General features: G+C 72.6%; 18 protein-coding genes and 1 pseudogene. 14 read left to right on the plus strand and 5 right to left on the minus strand.

Annotation, left to right across the window (positions count from 1 at the left end; genetic code table 11):
• Positions 1-31: 31 nt before the first annotated feature.
• Entirely contained in the window at positions 32-1069 is a 1038-nt protein-coding gene (locus ACIRDU_RS07900; protein WP_403575885.1) for an Rv2578c family radical SAM protein, read from the minus strand.
• A 169-nt stretch (positions 1070-1238) separates the two neighbouring features.
• Between ACIRDU_RS07900 and ACIRDU_RS07905 the strand changes: the two genes are divergently transcribed.
• The 4 genes from ACIRDU_RS07905 to ACIRDU_RS07920 all read left to right on the plus strand — a co-directional run bounded on the left by ACIRDU_RS07905 (position 1239) and on the right by ACIRDU_RS07920 (position 7639).
• The gene (locus ACIRDU_RS07905) at positions 1239-1682 is read left to right on the plus strand and encodes an SRPBCC family protein (RefSeq protein WP_403575887.1); all 444 of its coding nucleotides are present in this window, start codon (positions 1239-1241) and stop codon (positions 1680-1682) included.
• A 156-nt stretch (positions 1683-1838) separates the two neighbouring features.
• A complete protein-coding gene (locus ACIRDU_RS07910) occupies positions 1839-4229 on the plus strand; it encodes an MFS transporter (RefSeq protein WP_403575889.1) in 2391 nt (796 codons plus the stop codon).
• A gap of 143 nt (positions 4230-4372) precedes the next feature.
• Complete coding sequence (locus ACIRDU_RS07915) at positions 4373-6790, plus strand: SpoIIE family protein phosphatase (protein ID WP_403575891.1); 2418 nt, start codon at positions 4373-4375, stop codon at positions 6788-6790.
• Between the two features lie 123 nt (positions 6791-6913).
• Complete coding sequence (locus ACIRDU_RS07920; RefSeq protein WP_403575893.1) at positions 6914-7639, plus strand: class I SAM-dependent methyltransferase; 726 nt, start codon at positions 6914-6916, stop codon at positions 7637-7639.
• Positions 7640-7690: 51 nt separating this feature from the next.
• On the opposite strand, the pseudogene ACIRDU_RS07925 reads toward ACIRDU_RS07920, so the two are convergent.
• A pseudogene (locus tag ACIRDU_RS07925) lies at positions 7691-7960 on the minus strand (helix-turn-helix domain-containing protein); the annotation flags it as partial.
• On the opposite strand from ACIRDU_RS07925, the gene ACIRDU_RS07930 reads away from it, so the two are divergent.
• From ACIRDU_RS07930 to ACIRDU_RS07965, 8 genes are all read left to right on the plus strand, one after another.
• A complete protein-coding gene (locus ACIRDU_RS07930) occupies positions 7934-8065 on the plus strand; it encodes a hypothetical protein (protein ID WP_403575894.1) in 132 nt (43 codons plus the stop codon). The pseudogene ACIRDU_RS07925 and the gene ACIRDU_RS07930 sit on opposite strands and share 27 nt — an antisense overlap.
• A 96-nt stretch (positions 8066-8161) precedes the next feature.
• Complete coding sequence (locus ACIRDU_RS07935; RefSeq protein ID WP_403575896.1) at positions 8162-9253, plus strand: GDSL-type esterase/lipase family protein; 1092 nt, start codon at positions 8162-8164, stop codon at positions 9251-9253.
• A gap of 74 nt (positions 9254-9327) precedes the next feature.
• Entirely contained in the window at positions 9328-10161 is an 834-nt protein-coding gene (locus tag ACIRDU_RS07940; RefSeq protein ID WP_403575898.1) for a M55 family metallopeptidase, read from the plus strand.
• On the plus strand, positions 10154-11467 hold the full coding sequence (locus tag ACIRDU_RS07945) for a M20/M25/M40 family metallo-hydrolase (protein ID WP_403575900.1): 1314 nt from the start codon (positions 10154-10156) through the stop codon (positions 11465-11467). The genes ACIRDU_RS07940 and ACIRDU_RS07945 overlap by 8 nt, the downstream gene beginning before the upstream one ends.
• 4 nt (positions 11468-11471) lie before the next feature.
• Positions 11472-13436, plus strand: a complete 1965-nt coding sequence (locus tag ACIRDU_RS07950; protein ID WP_403575902.1) for a prolyl oligopeptidase family serine peptidase — start codon at positions 11472-11474, stop codon at positions 13434-13436.
• Positions 13433-14365: an LD-carboxypeptidase gene (locus tag ACIRDU_RS07955; RefSeq protein ID WP_403575904.1), complete on the plus strand. Its 933-nt coding sequence runs from the start codon at positions 13433-13435 to the stop codon at positions 14363-14365. The genes ACIRDU_RS07950 and ACIRDU_RS07955 overlap by 4 nt, the downstream gene beginning before the upstream one ends.
• Before the next feature lie 130 nt (positions 14366-14495).
• Positions 14496-16277 carry a CocE/NonD family hydrolase gene (locus ACIRDU_RS07960; RefSeq protein WP_403575906.1) on the plus strand — a complete coding sequence of 594 codons (1782 nt, stop codon included), beginning with the start codon at positions 14496-14498 and terminating at the stop codon, positions 16275-16277.
• Between the two features lie 32 nt (positions 16278-16309).
• Positions 16310-16870: a GNAT family N-acetyltransferase gene (locus tag ACIRDU_RS07965; protein ID WP_403575908.1), complete on the plus strand. Its 561-nt coding sequence runs from the start codon at positions 16310-16312 to the stop codon at positions 16868-16870.
• Between the two features lie 13 nt (positions 16871-16883).
• Here the strand turns inward: ACIRDU_RS07965 and ACIRDU_RS07970 are convergent, their stop codons facing one another.
• Positions 16884-17231, minus strand: coding sequence for a VOC family protein (locus ACIRDU_RS07970; protein WP_030242481.1), 348 nt, complete (start codon positions 17229-17231; stop codon positions 16884-16886).
• A 48-nt stretch (positions 17232-17279) separates the two neighbouring features.
• Here ACIRDU_RS07970 and ACIRDU_RS07975 point away from each other — a divergent pair, with 48 nt between their 5' ends.
• Both ACIRDU_RS07975 and ACIRDU_RS07980 read left to right on the plus strand, forming a co-directional pair.
• Positions 17280-17759: a phage holin family protein gene (locus ACIRDU_RS07975; protein WP_403575910.1), complete on the plus strand. Its 480-nt coding sequence runs from the start codon at positions 17280-17282 to the stop codon at positions 17757-17759.
• Positions 17760-17765: 6 nt separating this feature from the next.
• The gene (locus ACIRDU_RS07980; RefSeq protein ID WP_403575912.1) at positions 17766-18797 is read left to right on the plus strand and encodes an SDR family oxidoreductase; all 1032 of its coding nucleotides are present in this window, start codon (positions 17766-17768) and stop codon (positions 18795-18797) included.
• 7 nt (positions 18798-18804) lie between these two features.
• Here ACIRDU_RS07980 and ACIRDU_RS07985 read toward each other — a convergent pair whose 3' ends face one another.
• Complete coding sequence (locus ACIRDU_RS07985; protein ID WP_403577309.1) at positions 18805-19137, minus strand: hypothetical protein; 333 nt, start codon at positions 19135-19137, stop codon at positions 18805-18807.
• 75 nt (positions 19138-19212) lie between these two features.
• Positions 19213-20175, minus strand: coding sequence for an LLM class F420-dependent oxidoreductase (locus ACIRDU_RS07990; RefSeq protein ID WP_403575914.1), 963 nt, complete (start codon positions 20173-20175; stop codon positions 19213-19215).
• Positions 20176-20317 lie beyond the last annotated feature (142 nt).

Genomic DNA, 20317 nt, shown 5'->3' on the forward strand with positions numbered 1-20317 from the left:
CGTTTGCGTCGCGAGATGCGCTCGAATGCTCCTAAAGGAGCGACAGTTGGGTCGGTTCGGACGTCGGGGTCTCGGCCGGTTCGGGCGGCCGGATCCGCCGCGGCAGCTCCGTGCGCGTGGGCCCGATGCCGTACTCCTCGGCCATCTCGTGCACCTGACGGGTGATCCGCCGCTGGTACCACTTCGGGGCGTACGAGCCCTCCGCGTACAGCCGCTCGTAACGGGCCACCAGGTGCGGATGGTGCTGCTCCAGCCAGGCCATGAACCACTCACGGGCGCCGGGCCGCAGATGCAGCACCAGCGGCGTCACGGACGTGGCACCGCAGGCCGCGATCGCCCGCACGGTGGACCGCAGTTGGGCGGGCGAGTCGCTCAGGAACGGAATCACCGGCGCCATCAGCACCCCGCAGCCGATGCCGTGTTCGCCCAGGGTGCGGACCACCTCCAGGCGCCGCTCCGGCGCGGGGGTGCCCGGCTCGACGGTGCGCCAGAGCTCCTGGTCGATGAAGCCGACCGACACGGAGACGCCGACGTCGGTCACCTGTGCCGCCTGCTTGATCAGCTCCAGGTCGCGCAGGATGAGCGTGCCCTTGGTCAGGATCGAGAAGGGGTTCGCGTGATCGCGCAGCGCCGAGATGATGCCCGGCATCAGCCGGTAGCGGCCCTCGGCGCGCTGGTAGCAGTCGACGTTGGTGCCCATCGCGATGTGCTCGCCCTGCCAGCGGCGCGAGCCGAGCTGCCGGCGCAGCAGCTCCGGTGCGTTGATCTTGACCACGATCTGGCTGTCGAAGCCGAGGCCGGTGTCGAGGTCCAGGTAGCTGTGCGTCTTGCGCGCGAAGCAGTACACGCACGCGTGCGAGCAGCCCCGATAGGGGTTGACCGTCCACTGGAACGACATCCGTGAGACCGCCGGCACCCGGTTGATGATCGAGCGGGCCCGGATCTCGTGGAAGGTGATCCCGCGGAACTCCGGCGTGTCGAAGGTACGCGTGGTCACCGCGTCCGCGCCGAACAGCGCGGCATCGGCCCGGCCGTGTTCGGAGTCCACTGTGAGGTTCTCCCAGCGCATGACGCCTCCTCGGTAGCACTGACCACAGAATAGAACACATGTTCCCCTGATCGTGCGAGGGTGTTTTGCGAACGCCTGCGACCGGGTTGGGCACCCCGATTTGGGGGGCCGGGCAGCGGGGTGGTTGGCTTGCCCCGACCCCCGAGCAACCAGGTCCTGGAGGAAAGCGATGGCGCAGGTCGAGGCCACTACGGAGCGGATCGTCGCGGCGGACGCGGAGACGGTGTTCGATGCCCTCGCCGACTACGGCGGCACCCGCGCGAAGCTGCTGCCCGAGCAGTTCAGCGAGTACGAGGTCCGGGAGGGCGGCGACGGCGAGGGCACCCTCGTCCACTGGAAGCTCCAGGCCACCAGCAAGCGCGTGCGCGACTGCCTCCTGGAGGTCAGCGAGCCCACCGACGGCGAGCTGGTCGAGAAGGACCGCAACTCCTCCATGGTCACCACCTGGCGGGTCACCCCGGCCGGTGAGGGCAAGTCCCGGGTCGTGGTGACCACCACCTGGACCGGCGCCGGCGGCATCGGCGGCTTCTTCGAGAAGACCTTCGCGCCCAAGGGCCTCGGCCGCATCTACGACGCGATGCTCACCAAGCTCGCCGCCGAGGTCGAGAAGTAGCCCGCCTCAAGGCTCAAACCCCCAGGGGGCGTTGCGCCCCTCACCGGTTCGAGTGATCTCCGTACGGCTCGCTCCTGTGCCGTAACTCGTCGCGCTTGCTCGTAGTTGTCGCTTTTACGCGGGAATTGTGCGGCAGCGCGACGAGGGGAGCGGTGAGTGGGCGGGATCACTCTGGCGCAGGACGAACCGGCGGCAGCGCCTCCCGAGACCCCCGCACCTCCGCCGGATGCGGACACCGGACCGAGCCCGCGCCGGGTGCGGCTGGTCTTCTTCGCTCTCATGCTGGCCCTTCTCCTGGCCGCCCTGGAGCAGATGATCGTCGCCACCGCGCTCCCGAAGATCGTCGGTGAACTGCACGGCCTGGACCGGATGTCCTGGGCGATCACCGCCTACCTGCTCACCGCCACCGTCGGGCTGCCGATCTACGGCAAGCTCGGCGATCTGCTGGGCCGCAAGGGCGTCTTCCAGTTCGCGATCGTCGTCTTCGTCGTCGGCTCCGCGCTCGCGGGACGGGCGCGGAGCATGGATCAGCTGATCGCCTTCCGTGCGGTGCAGGGCGTCGGCGCGGGCGGCCTCATGATCGGCGTCCAGGCGATCATCGCGGACATCGTGCCGCCCCGGCAGCGCGGCCGCCACATGGGCCTGATCGGCGCCGCCTTCGGCCTGGCCTCCGTCGCCGGACCGCTGCTCGGCGGCTACTTCACCGACCACCTCTCCTGGCGCTGGTGCTTCTACGTCAACGTCCCCTTCGGCCTGGTCACCCTCGCCGTCGTCGCCGTCGCGCTGAAACTCCCCAAACCGGCCGCCAAGGCCCGGCTGGACATCCTCGGCGCGCTGCTGCTGACCGCCGCCTCCACCTGCCTGGTCCTGCTGACCAGCTGGGGCGGCACCGAGTACGCCTGGGACTCGCGGACGATCCTCGGCCTCGCGGCCGGAGCGGCGGCGGCCACCGTCCTCTTCCTCGTCACCGAGCGCTTCGCCGCCGAACCCCTCATGCCGCTGCGGCTGTTCAGGGACTCCGCCTTCAACGTCACCGGTCTGGTCGGCCTGGTGATCGGAGTGGGCCTGTTCGGCGCAGCCACCTATCTGCCGACCTATCTGCAGATGGTCGACGGGGCCTCCGCCACCGAATCGGGCCTGCTCATGCTGCCGATGATGGCCGGCATCGTCGGCGCCTCGATCATCACCGGCCAGCTCATCAGCCACACCGGCCGCTACAAGGCCTACCCGATCCTCGGCGGCGCCCTCTCCGTCGCCGGCATGTGGCTGCTGTCGCGCCTGGAGGTCGGCACGCCCCGGCTGCACTACAGCATCTGGATGGCCGTCCTCGGCGCCGGCATCGGCATGGTGATGCCGGTGCTGATCCTCGCCGTGCAGAACTCCGTGCGCCCCGCCGATCTCGGGACCGCCACCAGCGCCAACAACTACTTCCGGCAGATCGGCGGCAGCGTCGGAGCCGCCGTCTTCGGCGCCCTTTTCGCCGACCGGCTCACCGACGCCCTCGCCGAGCGCATCCCCGCACGGGCGGGGACCGGGCTGCCGGACCCCGAGTCCATCACCCCGCAACTCGTGCACGCACTGCCCCCGGCCCTGCGCGACGGCTACATCCGGGCGTACGCCGACGCCATGCCGCGGATCTTCCTGTACCTGGTGCCGGTGCTGGCCCTCGGGCTGGTCATCGCCTTCTTCCTCAAGGAGAAACCCCTGGTGTCCCACAACGCCTCCGCCACCGACCCGGACACGGCGCCGGGGACCACCTCGATCCCGCAGGCGCGCGCCGCGTACGCCCTCGGCGTCCCCGTGTGCGGCTCCGTGCAGCACCACGACGGGACCGTCGTGCCCCGCGCGGCCCTCACGCTCATCGACGTCACCGGGCAGCAGACCGGGCGCGGCGCGAGCGGCGAGGACGGGCGCTACGCGCTGGCCACCCCCGGACCCGGCTCGTACGTCCTGATCGCCGCGGCCGGCGGCCACCAGCCGCAGGCGGTCTCCGTGACCGTCGGCGAACGCCCCGTCGAACTCGACATCGTCCTCGGCGGCGCCGGAAACCTCGTCGGCAGCGTGGTCACCGCCGACGGCACGCCCGTACGGGACGCCACCGTCACGCTCACCAACGTGCACGGCGAGGTCGTGGCCACCACCCGCAGCGGCCGGGAGGGCGGCTACGTCATCACCGAGCTCGTCGCCGGGGAGTACACCCTCGCCGCCGGCGCGCCCGCCTTCCGCCCGGCCGCGCTCCCCGTCACCGTCCAGGCCGCCCGCGAGACCCGCCGGGACATCGAGCTGGCCGGCGGCGCCGTGCTGCGCGGTACCGTCCGGGCGGGTGGCGGACGGCCCGTGGAGGACGCGCGCGTGACGCTGCTCGACGTGGCGGGCAACGTGGTCGACACCCTCACCACCGGCCCCGACGGCACGTTCCGCTTCATCGACCTGTCCTCCGGCGAGTACACCGTCATCGCCGCCGGTTACCCGCCCGTCGCCACCGTGCTCCAGGTGGCCGGAGGGGGCCGCACCGAGCGGGATCTCCAGCTGAGCCACGAGGACTGAACCAGCACCGGCGCGCGGGGTCGCACGCCGGCGCGCACCCCGCGCGGTCAATTCCCGCAATGCCTCACATCGCCACCGGCCCGCGCCGTACGGTGGTGACGCCGGCACAGATCTTGCGTCCGTGGGGAGAGAGGGCCTGGGCCATGGACCGTGGCACCGACAGTGCCGGGCAAAGCCCGGTGACGGAACCCGCCGAGCCCGGCCGCGTCCCCCTGGCCGTCGTCGTGGTCGACCGCGACGGCCTCGTGTCCCACTGGAGCCGAGGCGCACGGCGCCTGTTCGGCGTCCCCAAGGACGAGGCGATCGGCCGCACGGCCCTCGACCTGCTCCCCGTCTCCGGTGCCCTGCCCGCGGGACAGGACCCGGCCCCGCACGCCGAGGACGGCCTCGGACCCGACCTCGAATCCTCCCTGGACGGCGGGCTCTCCTACCCCGCGGCGGGCCGCGCCCGCCTCGCCGCGCCCGACCGGGAGCGGGCCGACGTCCTGTGGTGGGCCTACCCGCTGGTCGGTCCCGGACCCGAGCGGCTGCTCGTGCTCGCCGCCGACGCGGACGGGCTGCGGCCCGGCGACGGGACCTTCGAGCGGATCGCGCCCGGCTTCGCGCCGCACACCGACTTGCCCGGCGCGGAAGACCTCGCCCGCCGGCTCCCCGAGGTCCTGCCCAGCATGAGCGTCGGCGAGAGCGCCCGGATCGTCGCGCAGATCCTCGAACTCGGGTACCCGGTCCTGGAGTTCAGTCAGAACGACCGGGTGCCCGTCACCCCCGACTGGGGCGTGGCCCGGCGCGCCGAGCGCAAGGCGCGCCGCGAACGGGCCGCGCGGGCCCTGGCCGCCGGCGAACCCGTGCCGGAGGAGCTGCGGGACGAGGGGGAGGACCTCGAGTACGCCGCCGTCCGCGAGCGCCTTGAGTTCCTCAACGAGGTCAGCGGCCGCATCGGCACCTCGCTCGACCTGTCCCGGACGATCATCGAGGTCAGCAGGGCCGTCGTGCCCCGCTTCACCGACGTCGCCGGGACGTATCTGCGGGAACAGGTCGTCGCGGGAGAGGAGTTCGCGGACGGTGTGCCCGACACGACCACCCTGTGGCACCGGGTCGCCGTCGAGCACACCGACGAACCCGGCCGCTGGGACGACGTCGTCCCCGTCGGCGAGGCCATGCCGTTCCCGGCGCACACGCCGTTCTTCCAGTGCATGACCAGCGGCGAACCCGTCCTCGTGCCACGCATCAGCGAGGAGATGGGGCACGCCATCGCCGCACAGTTCGACAAGCGCGACATCCGGCCGCTCATCACCGGCCGCTCCATGCTGGTCGTGCCCCTGAAGGCACGCAACGTCGTCCTGGGGTTCATGATCCTGCTGCGCCACCCCGAGCGGCCGGTCTTCAACGACATGGACCGCGTGACCGGCGCCGAACTCGCCGCCAGGGCGGGCCTGGTGCTGGACAACGCGCGCATGTACACCTTCCAGGAGAACGTCGCCGAGACGCTCCAGGACAGCATGCTGCCGCACATCCCGCCCCGTCTGACCGGCTGTGACATCGCCACCCGCTATCTGCCCGGAACACTGCTCGGCAGGGTCGGCGGTGACTGGTTCGACGCGGTGAAACTGCACGGCGGACGCACGGCGTTCGTCGTCGGCGACGTGATGGGCCACGGCCTGAACTCGGCCGCGATGATGGGACAGTTGCGCACGGCCGTGCAGACCATGGCCGGGCTCGACCTGCCGCCCGCCCAACTGCTGCGCAACCTCGACGACCTCGCCCAGCGCCTCGGCGACAGCTACCTCGCGACCTGCCTCTACGCGGTTTACGACCCGATCGGGAGCGAGCTCCACCTCGCCAACGCCGGGCACATCCCGCCCGTCCTGGTCCGGGCCGACGACGGCCGCAGCGAACTGCTCGACCTGCCCACCGGCGCGCCCATCGGCGTCGGCGGGGTGCCCTTCGAGGCGGTCTCCGTGCACGTGGAGCCCGGCGACCGGCTGGTGATGTGCACCGACGGACTGGTCGAGGTGCGCGGCGAGGACATCGGGGTGGGTCTGGCGGCCCTCTGCGAGTCGGCCGCGCACCCGGCCGCGTCCATGGACGACGCCTGCGACACCATCATCCGCGCCCTGAACACCTGCGGCGGACGCAAGGACGACGTGGCGCTGCTGATGGCCCGCCTGGGCGGCATCGAGCCGCACCACGTGGCCGAATGGCGCCTCGCCCTCCACCCGGCCGAAGTGGGCCGGGCCCGCGCGGCGGTCCGCGAGCAACTGCACGACTGGGGCCTCGCACCACTCGCCCCGCCGGCGGAGCTGATGGTCGGCGAACTCGTCACCAATGCCGTACGGCACTCCCACGCCCGCCCCGTCGCACTGCGCCTGGTCCGTGGCGACACCCTGCTGTGCGAGGTGGACGACGACGACCACGAGCTGCCGACGCTGCTGAACGCGGGCCCGCTCGACGACTTCGGACGCGGCCTGCGCCTCGTCAGCACCCTGTCCCGCGAGTGGGGGACCAGCCGGACCAAGGCCGGCAAGACGGTCTGGTTCGAGCTGACGCTGCCGCGCCGCTGAACACCAGCGGGCCGGACACGGCGTGAAGGTACGCGCCCGCGTTCTTGTGGCCGCGACCCGGGCGCGGTACACCGTACTCGCCCGTCGCATGGCGGGATTCGTTCGCACCCTGGGGAGTGGGCCATGAGCGTGACGAGTCGGTACCGGGAGGCCTGGGAGGGTTTCTGGCGCGAGGCGCCCGCGGAACCGGGGGCGGTGTTCTGGGACGCGGAACCGGTCCTGACCGTGGGCCCCCATCTGGCCCTGTTCGAACCGTACCTGGCCGATCCCGCCCTGCCGCTGGTGGACCTCGGCTGCGGCAACGGCACCCAGACCCGCTACCTCGCCGACCGCTTCCCACGGGTCCTGGGCGTCGACCTGTCCGCCGCGGCCCTCGACCACGCCCGGCGGGCCGACCCGGCGGGGCAGGCCGCCTACCGGCAACTGGACGCCGCCGAGAAGGACGAGGCCCAGGCCCTGCACGCGGAGCTCGGCGACAGCAACGTCTACATGCGGGGCGTCCTGCACCAGTGCGAGCCGGACGACCGGCAGTCGCTGATCGACGGCATCGCCACGCTGGTCGGCGACCGCGGCCGCGCCTGCCTGGTGGAACTCTCGGGCGCCGCCAAGCCGGTGCTGATGGGCCTGGCGGGCGGCCCCGAAGGCCCGCCGCCCAAACTCGCACCCGTGTTCCGGCACGGCCTCACGCCCGGCGAGGTCTCGGACGAGGCCGTGCCCGAGTATCTGCGCTCGGCCGGTCTCACCGTCCTGGCGAGCGGCCGACTGCCGCTGAAGACCACGGAGTACCGCCCGGACGGCACACGCATCGAGCTGCCCTCCACCTGGCTGCTGGCGGGGCGCACGGCCTGAGGCGAGCGGACAGTCGTCCGGGCCGCCGCCCAGCCGGTCGGCCAGACAGGCCAGGTGCAGCGCCATGGCCGTCCGGTGCTCGCGCAGCGGACGGCCGGTGAACTGCTCGCTCGTGTTCATGCGGTAGACGACGGTGTTGCGGTGGATGTGCAGCGCCGCGGACGCCCGGACGAGGTCGAAGCCGATCTTCCGCTCCGCGATCAGCGGCGAGTCCACCTCGCTGCTGGTCACCTTCTCCGTGGACCTGGACCTCCGCGCCCCGGCACACGCTGTACTTTCGGCTGGCGCCGCGTCGTGGCCGTCGCCCTCACGAGCCGGCACTGCCTGGGCCGCTGGTTCGACGACCCGGACGACCTGGTCGACCGCGTCCCCGGGCGGCGGCCCGAGGCACTCGTGCCGTTCCGTTTCGACCGGCTCCGGCGCTGAGCCGGAGGCGGTCTGGCGGGCGGCCGATTTGTCGGTGTACGGTCACCTATCCCGTCCGTGCACCCTGCCTCGCCCCCACGGAGGACAGTCATGCCGATGCCCTGGTTACGGATGCTGGCCGCGTCAGCGGTCTCGACGGTACTGATCGGCACCAGCGCCGTCACGACCGCCGCCGCACCGGACCCTCGCGCGGTACGGGACAGCGTGCACACCGCAGGGCGGGTCAAGGACGCCGGGGACGTGCTCCAGTACAGCTGGCCCGGCGTCTACTTCGAGGGCCGGATCAGGGGCACCGGCGTGGGCGTCGTGCTCGACGACCCGGCCGCCGACTACGACGTCCAGGTCGACGGAGCCACCGTCGCGACCCTCGTCACGCCGGGGAGGACCACCCACTGGGTCAGGGGCCTGCGCGACGGCGTGCACACCGTCCGGCTCGTCAAGCGCAACGACACCCCGTGGAGCACCAGCACCTTCGGCGGCTTCGTCGCCGCACCCGGCGGCGCCGTCCTGGCCAGGCCGGCCGCGCGCAGCCGTCAGATCGAGTTCATCGGCGACTCCCTCACGGCCGGCTACGGAAACCTCTCCACCTCCCGCGACTGCGACGGCGAGCAGCTCAAACGCGCCACCAACGCCGACGTGAGCTACGGCGCCCTCACCGCCCGGGGGCTGCGCGCCGACTACCAGGTCAACGCCTACTCGGGCCAGGGCATGGTGCGCAACTACAACGGAGGCTCGCCGGAGGTGAACTACCGCACCTTCTACGACCGCGCGCTGCTGAACGTACCGGGCGACGTCTGGCGGAACCCGGGTACCTGGCGGCCGCAGCTGGTGGTGGTCCACCTCGGCACGAACGACTTCTCGACGCCGGTCAACCCGGGCGAGCCCTGGACGGACGAGAGCCTCGCCGCCGCCTACCGCAGCGCCTACAGCGGCTTCCTCGACAAGCTGCGGAAGCGCTACGGGGCCGCCACCACCCTCCTGGCCGTGGGCACCGGGCCGTTCGCCGGTCACGTCGAGCACGTCGTCCGCGAACGCACCGGCGCCGGCGACCGCAGGGTCCGCTACTGGTCACTCGACACCACCGGCCTGGACTACGCGGGCTGCCACTGGCACTACTCCGCCCGCGACCACCGCCTCCTGGCCGACCGGCTCACCGCGTTCCTCGCCGACCTGCCGATCCGTTGGTGACCACCTCGTAGCCGGTTCCGCCCGCAGCGCGTAACGTGACGAACCATGAAGATCTCCGCCCTGGACGGCTCGTCATGAGAATCCTCATCAGCGCCGACATGGAGGGCGCCACCGGCGTCACCTGGCCCGACGACGTGATGCCGGGTGCCTCGCAGTGGGAGCGCTGCCGCTCGCTGTTCACCTCCGACGTCAACGCCGCCGTCCTCGGTTTCCACGACGGCGGCGCCGACGAGGTGATCATCAACGAGGCGCACTCCACGATGCGCAACCTGCTGCTGGAGCAGCTCGACGAACGCGCCCAGATGCTCACCGGCCGGCACAAGGCGCTGTCCATGGTGGAGGGCGTGCAGCACGGCGACGTCGACGGCATCGCGTTCGTCGGCTACCACGCGGGCGCCGGCATGGAGGGCGTCCTGGCGCACACCTACCTCGCCAACTCCATCACGGGCGTGTGGCTCGACGACGTACGGGCGAGCGAGGGTCTCCTCAACGCTCATGTCGTCGCCGAGTACGGGGTGCCCGTCGTGCTGGTCACCGGGGACGACGTCGCCTGTGAGGACGCGCTCGGATATGCGCCCGAGGCGCTGAAGGTCGCGGTGAAGGACCACGTGTCGCGCTACGCGGCGGTGTGCCGCACACCCGCCCGCACCGCGGCCGACATCCGGGCGGCGGCCAAGGAGGCGGCCGCGCTGGCGGTGCGTCACGAACCCGTGCGCGGCGGTCCGTTCACCGTGGCCGTGGAGTTCGACGCGGAGCACCTGGCGATGGCCGCCACCGTCGTCCCGGGCGTGGACCGGATCGCGGAGCGGAAGGTCGCGTACACGAGCGAGACCATGTACGAGGGCATCCGCGCCTTCAAGGCGGTCACCACGATCGTCTCGGCCGCGGTGGAGGAGCAGTATGGCTGAGCAGGTGGACGGGCCCGCGCTGGACGAGGTCGTGACGTTCACGTCCGACCTCATCCGGATCGACACCACCAACCGGGGCGGGGGCGACTGCCGGGAGCGGCCCGCCGCCGAGTACGCCGCCGCACGGCTCGCCGAGGCCGGCATCGAGCCGACCCTGCTGGAGCGCACCGAGGGGCGGACCAACGTCGTCGCCCGGATCGAGGGCACCGACCCCTCGGCCGATGCCCTGCTGCTCCACGGCCATCTCGACGTCGTGCCCGCCGCGGCCGCCGACTGGAGGGTGCACCCCTTCTCCGGGGAGATCCGCGACGGGGTCGTCTGGGGACGCGGCGCCGTCGACATGAAGAACATGGACGCGATGGTCCTCGCCGTCGTGCGCGGCTGGGCACGGCAGGGCGTCCGGCCCCGCCGGGACATCGTCATCGCGTTCACCGCCGACGAGGAGGCCAGCGCCGAGGACGGCTCCGGGTTCCTCGCCGACGAGCACGCCGCACTGTTCGAGGGCTGCACCGAGGGCGTCAGCGAGGCGGGCGCCTTCACCTTCCACGACGGTGGCGGGCGGCAGATCTACCCGATCGCGGCCGGGGAACGCGGCACCGCCTGGCTGAAGCTCACCGCCCGCGGACGCGCCGGGCACGGCTCCCAGGTGAACCGTGACAACGCGGTGACCCGCCTCGCGGGCGTGATCGCGCGGATCGGCGCGCACGAATGGCCGCTGCGGCTGACCCCGACCGTGCGCGCCGCGCTCACCGAACTCGCCGCGCTCTACGGCATCGAGACCGACCTCACCGACGTGGACGCGCTGCTGGAGAAGCTCGGCCCGACCGCGAAGCTCGTCGAGCCGACCCTCCGCAACAGCGCCAACCCGACCATGCTGGACGCCGGTTACAAGATCAACGTCATTCCCGGTGAGGCCGTGGCGTACGTGGACGGCCGCTACATGCCCGGCGGCGAGGAGGAGTTCCGCAGCACCCTCGACCGGCTCACGGGGCCGGACGTGGACTGGGAGTTCCACCACCGCGAGGTCGCCCTTCAGTCGCCGGTGGACTCGGCGACCTTCGCGGGCATGCGGGCCGCCGTCGGCGAGTTCGCGCCCGAGGGGCACGTGGTGCCGTTCTGCATGTCCGGCGGCACCGACGCCAAGCAGTTCTCCCGCCTCGGCATCACCGGCTACGGCTTCACCCCGCTGAAGCTGCCGGACGGCTACGACTACGCGGCCATGTTCCACGGGGTCGACGAGCGGGTACCGGTCGAGGCGCTGCACTTCGGTGTCCGCGTACTCGACCGGTTCCTGCGGACGGCCTAGGAGAGTGGGGGAGACGGTGCGGACGCTGGCGTACGGGGCGTGGCCCTCGCCCATCGACGCGGCCCTGACTGCCGCGCACGACGGGCACCCGGAGTACGTGGGCTTCGTCGGCGACGAGGTGTGGTGGACCGAGCCGCGCCCCGCCGAGGGCGGCCGGCGCACCCTGGTGCGGCGGCACGCCGACGGCAGGGAGGAGTCGCTGCTGCCCGCGCCGTGGAACGTGCGCAGCCGGGTCATCGAGTACGGCGGGCACCCGTGGGCCGCCCTGGAGGGTGACGCCGGGCCGCTGGTGGTGTTCGTGAACTTCGCCGACCAGCGGCTGTACCGCTGCGAGCCGGGAGGCGAGCCGCGCCCGCTGACACCCCTCTCCCCGGTGGGCGGCGGCCTGCGCTGGGCCGAGCCGCTGCCGCTGCCCGAACGGGGTGAAGTGTGGTGCGTGCTGGAGGAGTTCACCGGCGAAGGGCCCACCGACGTGCGCCGCGTCCTGGCCGCCGTCCCGCTGGACGGCTCCGCCGCCGAGAACCGGAGTGCCGTACGCGAACTCACCGACAGCCGGCACCGGTTCGTGACCGGGCCGAAGCTCTCGCCCGACGGGCGGCGGGCCGCGTGGCTCGCCTGGGACCATCCGCGCATGCCCTGGGACGGCACCGAACTGCTCCTCGCCGACGTCGCCCCCGACGGCACCCTGCGCGACGCCCGGGCCGTGGCCGGCGGCCCCGGCGAGTCCATCGCCCAGGCCGACTGGACCCACGACGGCCGCCTGCTGCACGCGAGCGACCGCACCGGCTGGTGGAACCTCTACCTCGACGGGCAGCCGCTGTGCCCGCGCGAGGAGGAGTTCGGCGGGGCACTGTGGAAGCTCGGGTCGAGATGGTTCACACCGCTGGAGAGCGGTCTGATCGCCGTCGTGCACGGCAGGGGCGCCACCGCCCTCGGCATCCTGGACCCCGAGACGAGCGAGGTCGTCGACGCGGCCGGGCCCTGGACCGAGTTCGCCCCCACCCTCGCCGCGCACGGCGAACGGGTCGTCGCCGTCGGCGCCAGCCCGCGCAGCGCCTACGAGGTCGTCGAGCTGGACGCCCGCACCGGCCGGGCCCGGGTCATCGGCGCCGAGCACGACGACGCCGTGGACCCCGCGTACTACCCCGAGCCGCAGATCCGCACCTTCACCGGCCCCGACGGACGCGACATCCACGCCCACATCTACCCGCCGCACCACCCCGGCTGCGTCGCGCCCGGCGACGAACTGCCGCCCTACGTCGTCTGGGCGCACGGCGGGCCCACCGGCCGCGCGCCGCTCGTGCTCGACCTGGAGATCGCCTACTTCACCTCGCGCGGCATCGGCGTCGCCGAGGTCGACTACGGCGGCTCCACCGGATACGGCCGCCCGTACCGCGAGCGGCTGCGCGAGCAGTGGGGCGTGGTCGACGTCGAGGACTGCGCGGCGGTCGCCCTCGCCCTCGCCGACGAGGGCACCGCCGACCGCGGCCGGCTCGCCGTCCGGGGCGGCAGCGCGGGCGGCTGGACGGCGGCCGCCTCGCTCACCACCACCGACGTCTACGCCTGCGGCACGATCAAGTACCCGATCCTCGACCTGGCCGGCTGGGGCGCGGGGGAGACCCACGACTTCGAGTCGCAGTACCTGGAGAGCCTGATCGGGCCGCTCGCCGACGTGCCCGCCCGGTACGCGGAGCGCTCGCCCGCCGCCCACGCCGACCGCCTCACCGTGCCGTTCCTGCTGCTCCAGGGCCTGGACGACGTGATCTGCCCGCCCGTCCAGTGCGAACGGTTCCTGGCCCGGCTGGCGGGCCGGACGGTGCCGCACGCGTATCTCGCCTTCGAGGGGGAGGGGCACGGGTTCCGGAGAGCGGAGACCCTGGTGCGCGCCCTGGAGGCCGAACTCTCCCTCTACGCACAGGTGTTCCGCCTGAACCCGCCCGGCATCCCCACCCTGGAGCTCGTCAAGTGAACCCGTTGGTACGACCGCCCCGCCTCGCTCCCGGCGCCCGGGTCGCCGTCGTCGCGCCCAGCGGTCCGGTGCCCGAGGAGCGGCTCCAGGCCGGGCTGGACATCCTGCGCGGCTGGGACCTCGATCCCGTGGTGACCCCCCATGTACTGGGTCGGCACCGGGAGTTGGACTACCTGGCCGGCACGGACGCGCAGCGGGCCGCCGACCTCCAGAACGCCTGGTGCGATCCGTCCGTCGCGGCCGTGCTGTGCGCCCGGGGCGGGTACGGGGCGCAGCGCATGGTCGACCTGCTCGACTGGGAGGCGATGCGGGCGGCGGGCCCGAAGGTGCTCGCCGGGTTCAGCGACATCACCGTCCTGCACCAGGCCTTCGCCACCCGCCTGGGCCTGGTCACCCTGTACGGGCCCGCGGCCGCCGGCATCGACTTCCTCAAGAACGCCCGGGCTCAGGAGCATCTGCGGGCCACCCTCTTCGAGCCGGAGTCGGTGACGACCCTCACGGCCACGCCTCCCGGCGGCACCGCACTGGTCCCGGGCCGGGCCCGGGGCGTCACCCTGGGCGGCTGCCTGAGCCTGCTCGCGAGCGACCTCGGCACCCCGCACGCCCACGCCGGGGCACGGGGCGGGCTGCTGCTGATGGAGGACGTCGGCGAGAGCCCCTACCGCCTGGACCGGTACCTGACCCAGCTCCTGCGCAGTGGCTGGCTCGACGGTGTCGCCGGGATCGTGCTCGGGTCCTGGGAGCGGTGCGGCCCGTACGAGGAACTGCGCGCTCTTCTGGCCGACCGGCTCGGCGGACTGGGTGTCCCCGTCGTGGAGGAGTTCGGGTTCGGGCACGGCGCGGGGGCGCTGACCACGCCCTTCGGGATATCCGCCGAACTGGACGCGGCATCAGCCACGTTGACGTTCGACGAGCCGGCCCTGAGCTGAGCGGCCGCTGCTGAAATTCTGTCAGGAACCCTCGTTTCGGTGATTGACGGCTCCTGACACGTGTCACACCATGACAACCGGCCGGTACCTACTGGTCGGTATCCGGGTTGTCCCCACCGTGGAGGTCCGTGTGTCCCGACGCGTGCCCAGATTCCGCGCACCCCTCGCTCTCGCTCTGGGCGCCGCCCTGGCCGTGCCCCTCGCCCTCACCCCGCCCGCCACCGCGGCCGGCACCTACACCGTCACGCCGCTGAAGTTCACCGTCAAGGCGGGCGGCCGCCCCTGCACCGTCGACGCCGACCTGTACCGTCCCGCGGGCGTGGACCGCGATCACCCGGCGCCCGCCGTGCTCGGCACGAACGGCTTCGGCGGCAGCAAGTCGGACGGTTCGACGGACGCCATCGGCAAGGCCTTCGCCCAGCGCGGCTACGTCTCCCTCGTCTACTCCGGACTCGGCTTCGGCCGCAGCGGCTGCCTCGTCTCCCTCGACGACCCGGACATCGACGGCGCCGCCGCCTCGCAGCTGGTCGACTTCCTGGGCGGCACCCGCGCCGCCGACGACGGCACCACCGCCGACTTCGTCACCCGCGACGCACCCGGCGACCCCCGCGTCGGCATGATCGGCGGCTCCTACGGCGGCGCCGTCCAGCTCGCGACGGCCGCCGTCGACCGCCGCCTCGACGCGCTCGTGCCCATGATCACCTGGAATGACCTGGCGTACTCGCTCGCTCCCAACAACGCCGCCGGCGGCAGGAGCGTCCCCGGGGCCTTCAAATGGCAGTGGACCAACGGCTTCTACCTCATCGGCGAGGGCCAGCCGCTGCTCCAGCCCAGTCTGGACCCGTCCCGCATCAACTCCCTGGCCTGCCTGCACTTCGTCACCGAGGCCTGCCGGACCGTCCACACCCTCAACTCCGGGAGCTACCCGGCCGACCGGACCGCCGAACTGCTCGCCTTCGCCCACCGCGTCTCCCCGGTGTCGTACCTCCACCGCGTCGACACGCCGACCCTGCTCATCCAGGGGCAGGCCGACACGCTGTTCAACCTCAACGAGGCGACCGCGACGTACCGGACGCTCACGTCCCGGGGCACGCCCGTCAAGATGATCTGGCAGGCCTGGGGCCACAGCGGCGGGCTCACCGGCCCGGCCGCCGGTGAACTCGACCTGACCAAGGGCAATCTGGAGACCAGCTACGTCGGCCGGCGTGTCCTCGCCTGGTTCGACCGCCATCTGCGCAAGCGAACCCACGTCGACACGGGACCGGCCTTCGCCTACCACCGCGACTGGATCACCGACCCCGACCGCACCTATGCCACCGCCGGCCGCCTCCCCGCCCTCAGCCGCACCCTGTACCTCTCCGGCGACGGCACACTCGTCGACCACCGCGGCAAGGTGGCCCGCGGCAGCCGCGGCTACACCAACGGGCCGGTCCCCACGAGCCATTCGGAGAGCTCGCTCTCCGGGCTCATCGGGCTGCCGGACCCGCCACCGCACGACACCGAGGGCACCTACGTCGGCTGGACGAGCGCGCCGCTGGAACGCCCCCTCGACGTCGTCGGCGCACCCCGGGCCACCCTCGAGGTCGTCTCCCCGAAGGCCGAACGCGCCCAGAACTCCTCCGACGCGGCCGACCAGCTCGTCCTGTTCGCCAAGCTCTACGACGTCGCCCCCGACGGCACCCGCACGCTGGTGCGGCGTTTGGTCGCGCCGGTGCGCGTCCCGGACGTCACCAAGAGCTTCACCGTCACCCTGCCCGGCATCGTGCACCGGTACGAGACGGGCCACCGGCTGCGGTTCGTGATCGCGGCGAGCGACGACGCCTACTTCGGCAACCGGGGGATCAAGCCGGTGACCGTGGTCAGCGGGCCCCGGAACACCGGCATGCTCCGGCTGCCGGTCGTCGGGTCCTGAGGAGAGAGGGGTGGCGCGGTTACTGTGGCGGGGTGCCGCACAACGCATCCCGCCACCTCGCCGAAGGCCCCCGGGTGGGCATACGCCACTTCACCCACGAGGACGGTGCCGAGTTCACCGCCCGTGCCCGGGAGAGCAAGGACCTGCATCACCCGTGGCTCTTCCCGCCCACCACGGCACAGGCGTACACCGCCTACGCGGACCGGCTGATCGAGGACCCCTCCAAGGCCGGATTCCTGGTCTGCGAGAAGAGCGACGGGGCCATCGCCGGGTTCATCAACATCAACAACATCGTCGAGGGCGGCTTCCAGTCCGGGGCACTGGGCTACGGAGCCTTCGCGCACGCCGCCGGCCGGGGGCTGATGCGCGAAGGGCTCGACCTCGTCGTGCGCTACGCGTTCGGCCCGATGCGGCTGCACCGGCTGGAGATCAACGTCCAGCCGGGGAACGCCGCGTCGATCGCCCTGGCCCGCAGCTGCGGGTTCCACCTGGAGGGCTTCTCACCGAACATGCTCTTCGTCGACGGGGCCTGGCGCGACCACGAACGCTGGGCGATCACCACCGAGATGATCACCCCGCCGAGGCCGCGCTGAGCCCCTGCGGCGGCTACGCGTGGCGGTCCACGTACTCGTAGACCGACCCGTCCGGATGCAGGGCGATCAGGTTGCGGCCCGCCGGCGAGGCGATCGGGCCCGCGACGATGTGGGCCCCCAGTTCGGTCAGCACCTTGTGGGTCTCCTCGACGTCCGTCACGGCGATCGTCGCGGCGACCTTGCGCAGCACCTCCAGTTCGGCCGGGGGACCGCTCATCAGCAGGAAGCAGCCGATCGCCGCCACCTGGACACCTCCCCGCTCGAAGCGCTGGGCTCTGCCGCCCGCCAGCCGCTCGTAGAAGGGAATCGCGGTCTCGAGGTCGTCGACGCAGACGCGCAGTGTGGCACCCAGAATCTCCATGCGGCCGAGCCTAGTTACGCGCAGGGGGGCGAGGGTACCCGGCCGGGCATGAAGCGGTTGGATCACCTGGAGCATCTGGACAAGCAGCTGGTCGACGAACTGGCACAGGTGGCGCGCGAGACCGTACGGGAAGAACTGCGCGAGCAGACACGCAAGCAGCGCCGCAAGGCCGCACTGTACGCCGCGTCCGGCGCGCTCGCCCTGTACGCGGGCGCGGCCCTCGCGCTCGCCGTGGGGCTGGCCCTCGCCCTCGGCGTGCCCGACTGGGCCGCCGCGCTGATCACCGCCGTGATCCTGGGCGCCCTGGCCTACCTGCTGCGCGGCATGGCCCGGCCGTCACGGCCGGGTCCGGCGCACGCGGCCGGCATGGCGCCGGACGGGGACAGCGCCCGCCGGACCACCGCCGGGGCGGTCGGCGGCATGCCGTATCCGCCCGTGCCGCCGGCCCCGCACGGTGGGACAGCCGCCCCGGGCACCGTGCCCCCGCGGCCGGCGGACGCCCCGGACGTACACCACCGCAGGGCGTGATGCCGGGTGCGCAAGGCAGAAACATCGCACCGGCGCGGCCGCGTGGTCGTGGTGACCGGAGCAAGCGGCGGTGTCGGGCGGGCCACGGTCCGGGCCTTCGCCGCCCGCGGCGACAAGATCGCCCTGCTCGCCCGCGGGCGTGAGGGACTCGCCGCCGCGGCGTACGAGGTGGAGCGCGCCGGGGGCGAGGCGCTCGTCATCGGTGTGGACGTCTCCGACGCCAAGGCCGTCGACGCCGCCGCACAGCAGGTCGTCGACGCGTACGGGCACATCGACGTCTGGGTCAACAACGCCTTCACCGGGGTGTTCGCGCCGTTCACGGAAGTCGCCCCGGACGAGTTCCGCCGCGTGACCGAAGTGACGTACCTGGGCTACGTGTTCGGCACCCGGGCCGCCCTGCGCCACATGCTGCCGCGCGACCGCGGCACGATCGTGCAGGTCGGCTCCGCGCTCGCCTACCGGGGCATCCCGTTGCAGTCCGCGTACTGCGGGGCCAAGCACGCGATCCAGGGGTTCAACGAGTCGCTGCGCTGCGAGCTGCTGCACGCGCGCAGCGGGGTGCGGACGACGATGGTGCAGCTGCCGGGCCTCAACACCCCGCAGTTCGACTGGGTGCTGAACCGGATGCCGGGGCGGGCCCGGCCCGTCGCGCCCGTGTACCAGCCGGAGGTCGCGGCCCGGGCGATCGTGCACGCGTCGTCCCACGCACGGCGCCGGGAGTACTGGGTGGGCGGCTCCACGGCCGCCACGCTCCTCGCCAACGCGGTCGCCCCCGGGCTGCTGGACCGCTACCTGGCCCGCACCAACGTCGACGCCCAGCAGGAGGAGGGCCGTCCCGAGGGGCCGGCGAACCTGTGGTCCCCGGCGGACGGGCCGCACGGCCGGGACTTCGGCGCGCACGGGCGCTTCGACGACGAATCCACGGACGACAGCCCGCAGCAGTGGCTGTCGCGCAACCGGGGCTGGATGGGCGCGGCCCTCACCGCGGGAGCCGGCGCCCTGGCGGTCCGCAAACTGGCCGGCCTGGCCCGCCGCTAGCGGGCTGCTACGCGCTTTCCGCGGTGTCTTCGGCGCCGTCGAGGAAGCCCAGCAGCACGGCCGCCTCCGCCCGCAGCCGTTCGGCACGGTCCGCGTGTGCGGGGGCGGTCAACTGCGCCGCGGCCGCCAGCCGTTCGGCGGCCTCGGCGCGTACGACGTCCACCATCTCACGCTCGCTGAGCTCGCGCCGGACCGCTTCGGTGGCGCCGGCGCCGACCGGTGAGGCTTCCAGAGCGGTGACGCGCGGCGCGGTCTCGTCCACCGGCACCGCCTCGGCGTTGTCCAAGGCGGACAGGGTGCCGCGCAGGGCGCTCACGGCGGCCCTGTCCCGGGCCCGCATCGCTTCCGGCAGGGCGGCACGCATACGTAGGCGTACAGACATGCGGGCGACTCTAGCGACCCGGTATGCCTGCCGTCAGACGGCCTGCTGGAGCTGCGGCAGCACCTTCGTGCGGTAGAAGTCGAAGAAGCCGCGCAGATCCGGCCCGATCTGGTTCACATAGACCCGGTCGAAGCCCGCGTCGGCGAACCGCTTCAGCTCCGCCACGTGCTCGTCCACGACAGCGCCGCACACCCGGTTCTCGCGCACCATGTCCTCGGTGACGAGCTGCTGCGCCTGCTCGAAGTGCTTGGGGGAGGGCAGCACCTGGCCCAGCTCGCCCGGCAGCTGCTCGTTCGCCCAGAGCCGGTGGACGGTCCGTACGGCCTCATCCGCGTCGGTGTCGTAACAGACCTTGGTGCCGCCGCTGACCAGCTTTCCGCCGCCGCCGCCCTTGCGGTACTGCTCCACCATCGTCTCGTCCGGCGTGACCGTGATGTAGCCGTCGCCGACGCGGGACGCGAGCTGGGTCGCGGCCGGGCCGAAGCCGGAGATGTCGATCGGGATCGGCTCGTCCGGAACCGTGTACAGGCGGGCGTTCTCCACCGTGTAGTGCGGGCCGTGGTGGTTGACCTCCTCGCCCGTGAACAGGCGGCGCATCACCTGGATGGCCTCCTCCAGCATGTCCAGACGGACATGGGCCGGCGGCCAGTGGTCGCCCAGGATGTGCTCGTTGAGCGCCTCGCCGGATCCGACGCCGAGCCGGAAGCGGTTGCCGGTCATCACCGCGCTGGTCGCCGCGGCCTGCGCCACCACCGCCGGGTGCATGCGCACGGTCGGGCAGGTCACCGCCGTCTCGATCGGCAGGGACACCGCCTCGGACAGCGCGCCGATCACCGACCACACGAACGGGCTCTGGCCCTGCTCGTCGTTCCACGGGTGGTAGTGGTCCGAGATCCACAGCGCCTGGAATCCGGCCTGCTCGGCCATCCGCGCCTGCTCGATCAGCTCGGCGGGCCCGTACTGCTCGCACGAGAGGAAGTAACCGTACTCGGGCATGGGGGAGTGCCTCCGCGACGTGGGCGGTCCGTATCCCGCACCGGGTACCCGGGCGCGGGGCCGGAAACCCGCGGCGTCCGGGCGAGCGGGGCCCGCCGACGTTTGGGTGCCCAGGCCAGGGGGACGCGGAAAGCTCCCGAGC

The sequence above is a fragment of the Streptomyces sp. NPDC093598 genome (genome assembly GCF_044764825.1).
GTDB lineage: Bacteria > Actinomycetota > Actinomycetes > Streptomycetales > Streptomycetaceae > Streptomyces.

Excerpts from the sequence above, each read along its gene's own strand:
- ACIRDU_RS07900 (WP_403575885.1), bottom strand. The coding sequence starts at position 1,069 with ATGCGCTGGGAGAACCTCACAGTGGACTCCGAACACGGCCGGGCCGAT.
- ACIRDU_RS07905 (WP_403575887.1), top strand. The coding sequence starts at position 1,239 with ATGGCGCAGGTCGAGGCCACTACGGAGCGGATCGTCGCGGCGGACGCG.
- ACIRDU_RS07915 (WP_403575891.1), top strand. The coding sequence starts at position 4,373 with ATGGACCGTGGCACCGACAGTGCCGGGCAAAGCCCGGTGACGGAACCC.
- ACIRDU_RS07920 (WP_403575893.1), top strand. The coding sequence starts at position 6,914 with ATGAGCGTGACGAGTCGGTACCGGGAGGCCTGGGAGGGTTTCTGGCGC.
- ACIRDU_RS07935 (WP_403575896.1), top strand. The coding sequence starts at position 8,162 with ATGCCCTGGTTACGGATGCTGGCCGCGTCAGCGGTCTCGACGGTACTG.
- ACIRDU_RS07940 (WP_403575898.1), top strand. The coding sequence starts at position 9,328 with ATGAGAATCCTCATCAGCGCCGACATGGAGGGCGCCACCGGCGTCACC.
- ACIRDU_RS07945 (WP_403575900.1), top strand. The coding sequence starts at position 10,154 with ATGGCTGAGCAGGTGGACGGGCCCGCGCTGGACGAGGTCGTGACGTTC.
- ACIRDU_RS07970 (WP_030242481.1), bottom strand. The coding sequence starts at position 17,231 with ATGGAGATTCTGGGTGCCACACTGCGCGTCTGCGTCGACGACCTCGAG.
- ACIRDU_RS07975 (WP_403575910.1), top strand. The coding sequence starts at position 17,280 with ATGAAGCGGTTGGATCACCTGGAGCATCTGGACAAGCAGCTGGTCGAC.
- ACIRDU_RS07985 (WP_403577309.1), bottom strand. The coding sequence starts at position 19,137 with ATGCGGGCCCGGGACAGGGCCGCCGTGAGCGCCCTGCGCGGCACCCTG.
- ACIRDU_RS07990 (WP_403575914.1), bottom strand. The coding sequence starts at position 20,175 with ATGCCCGAGTACGGTTACTTCCTCTCGTGCGAGCAGTACGGGCCCGCC.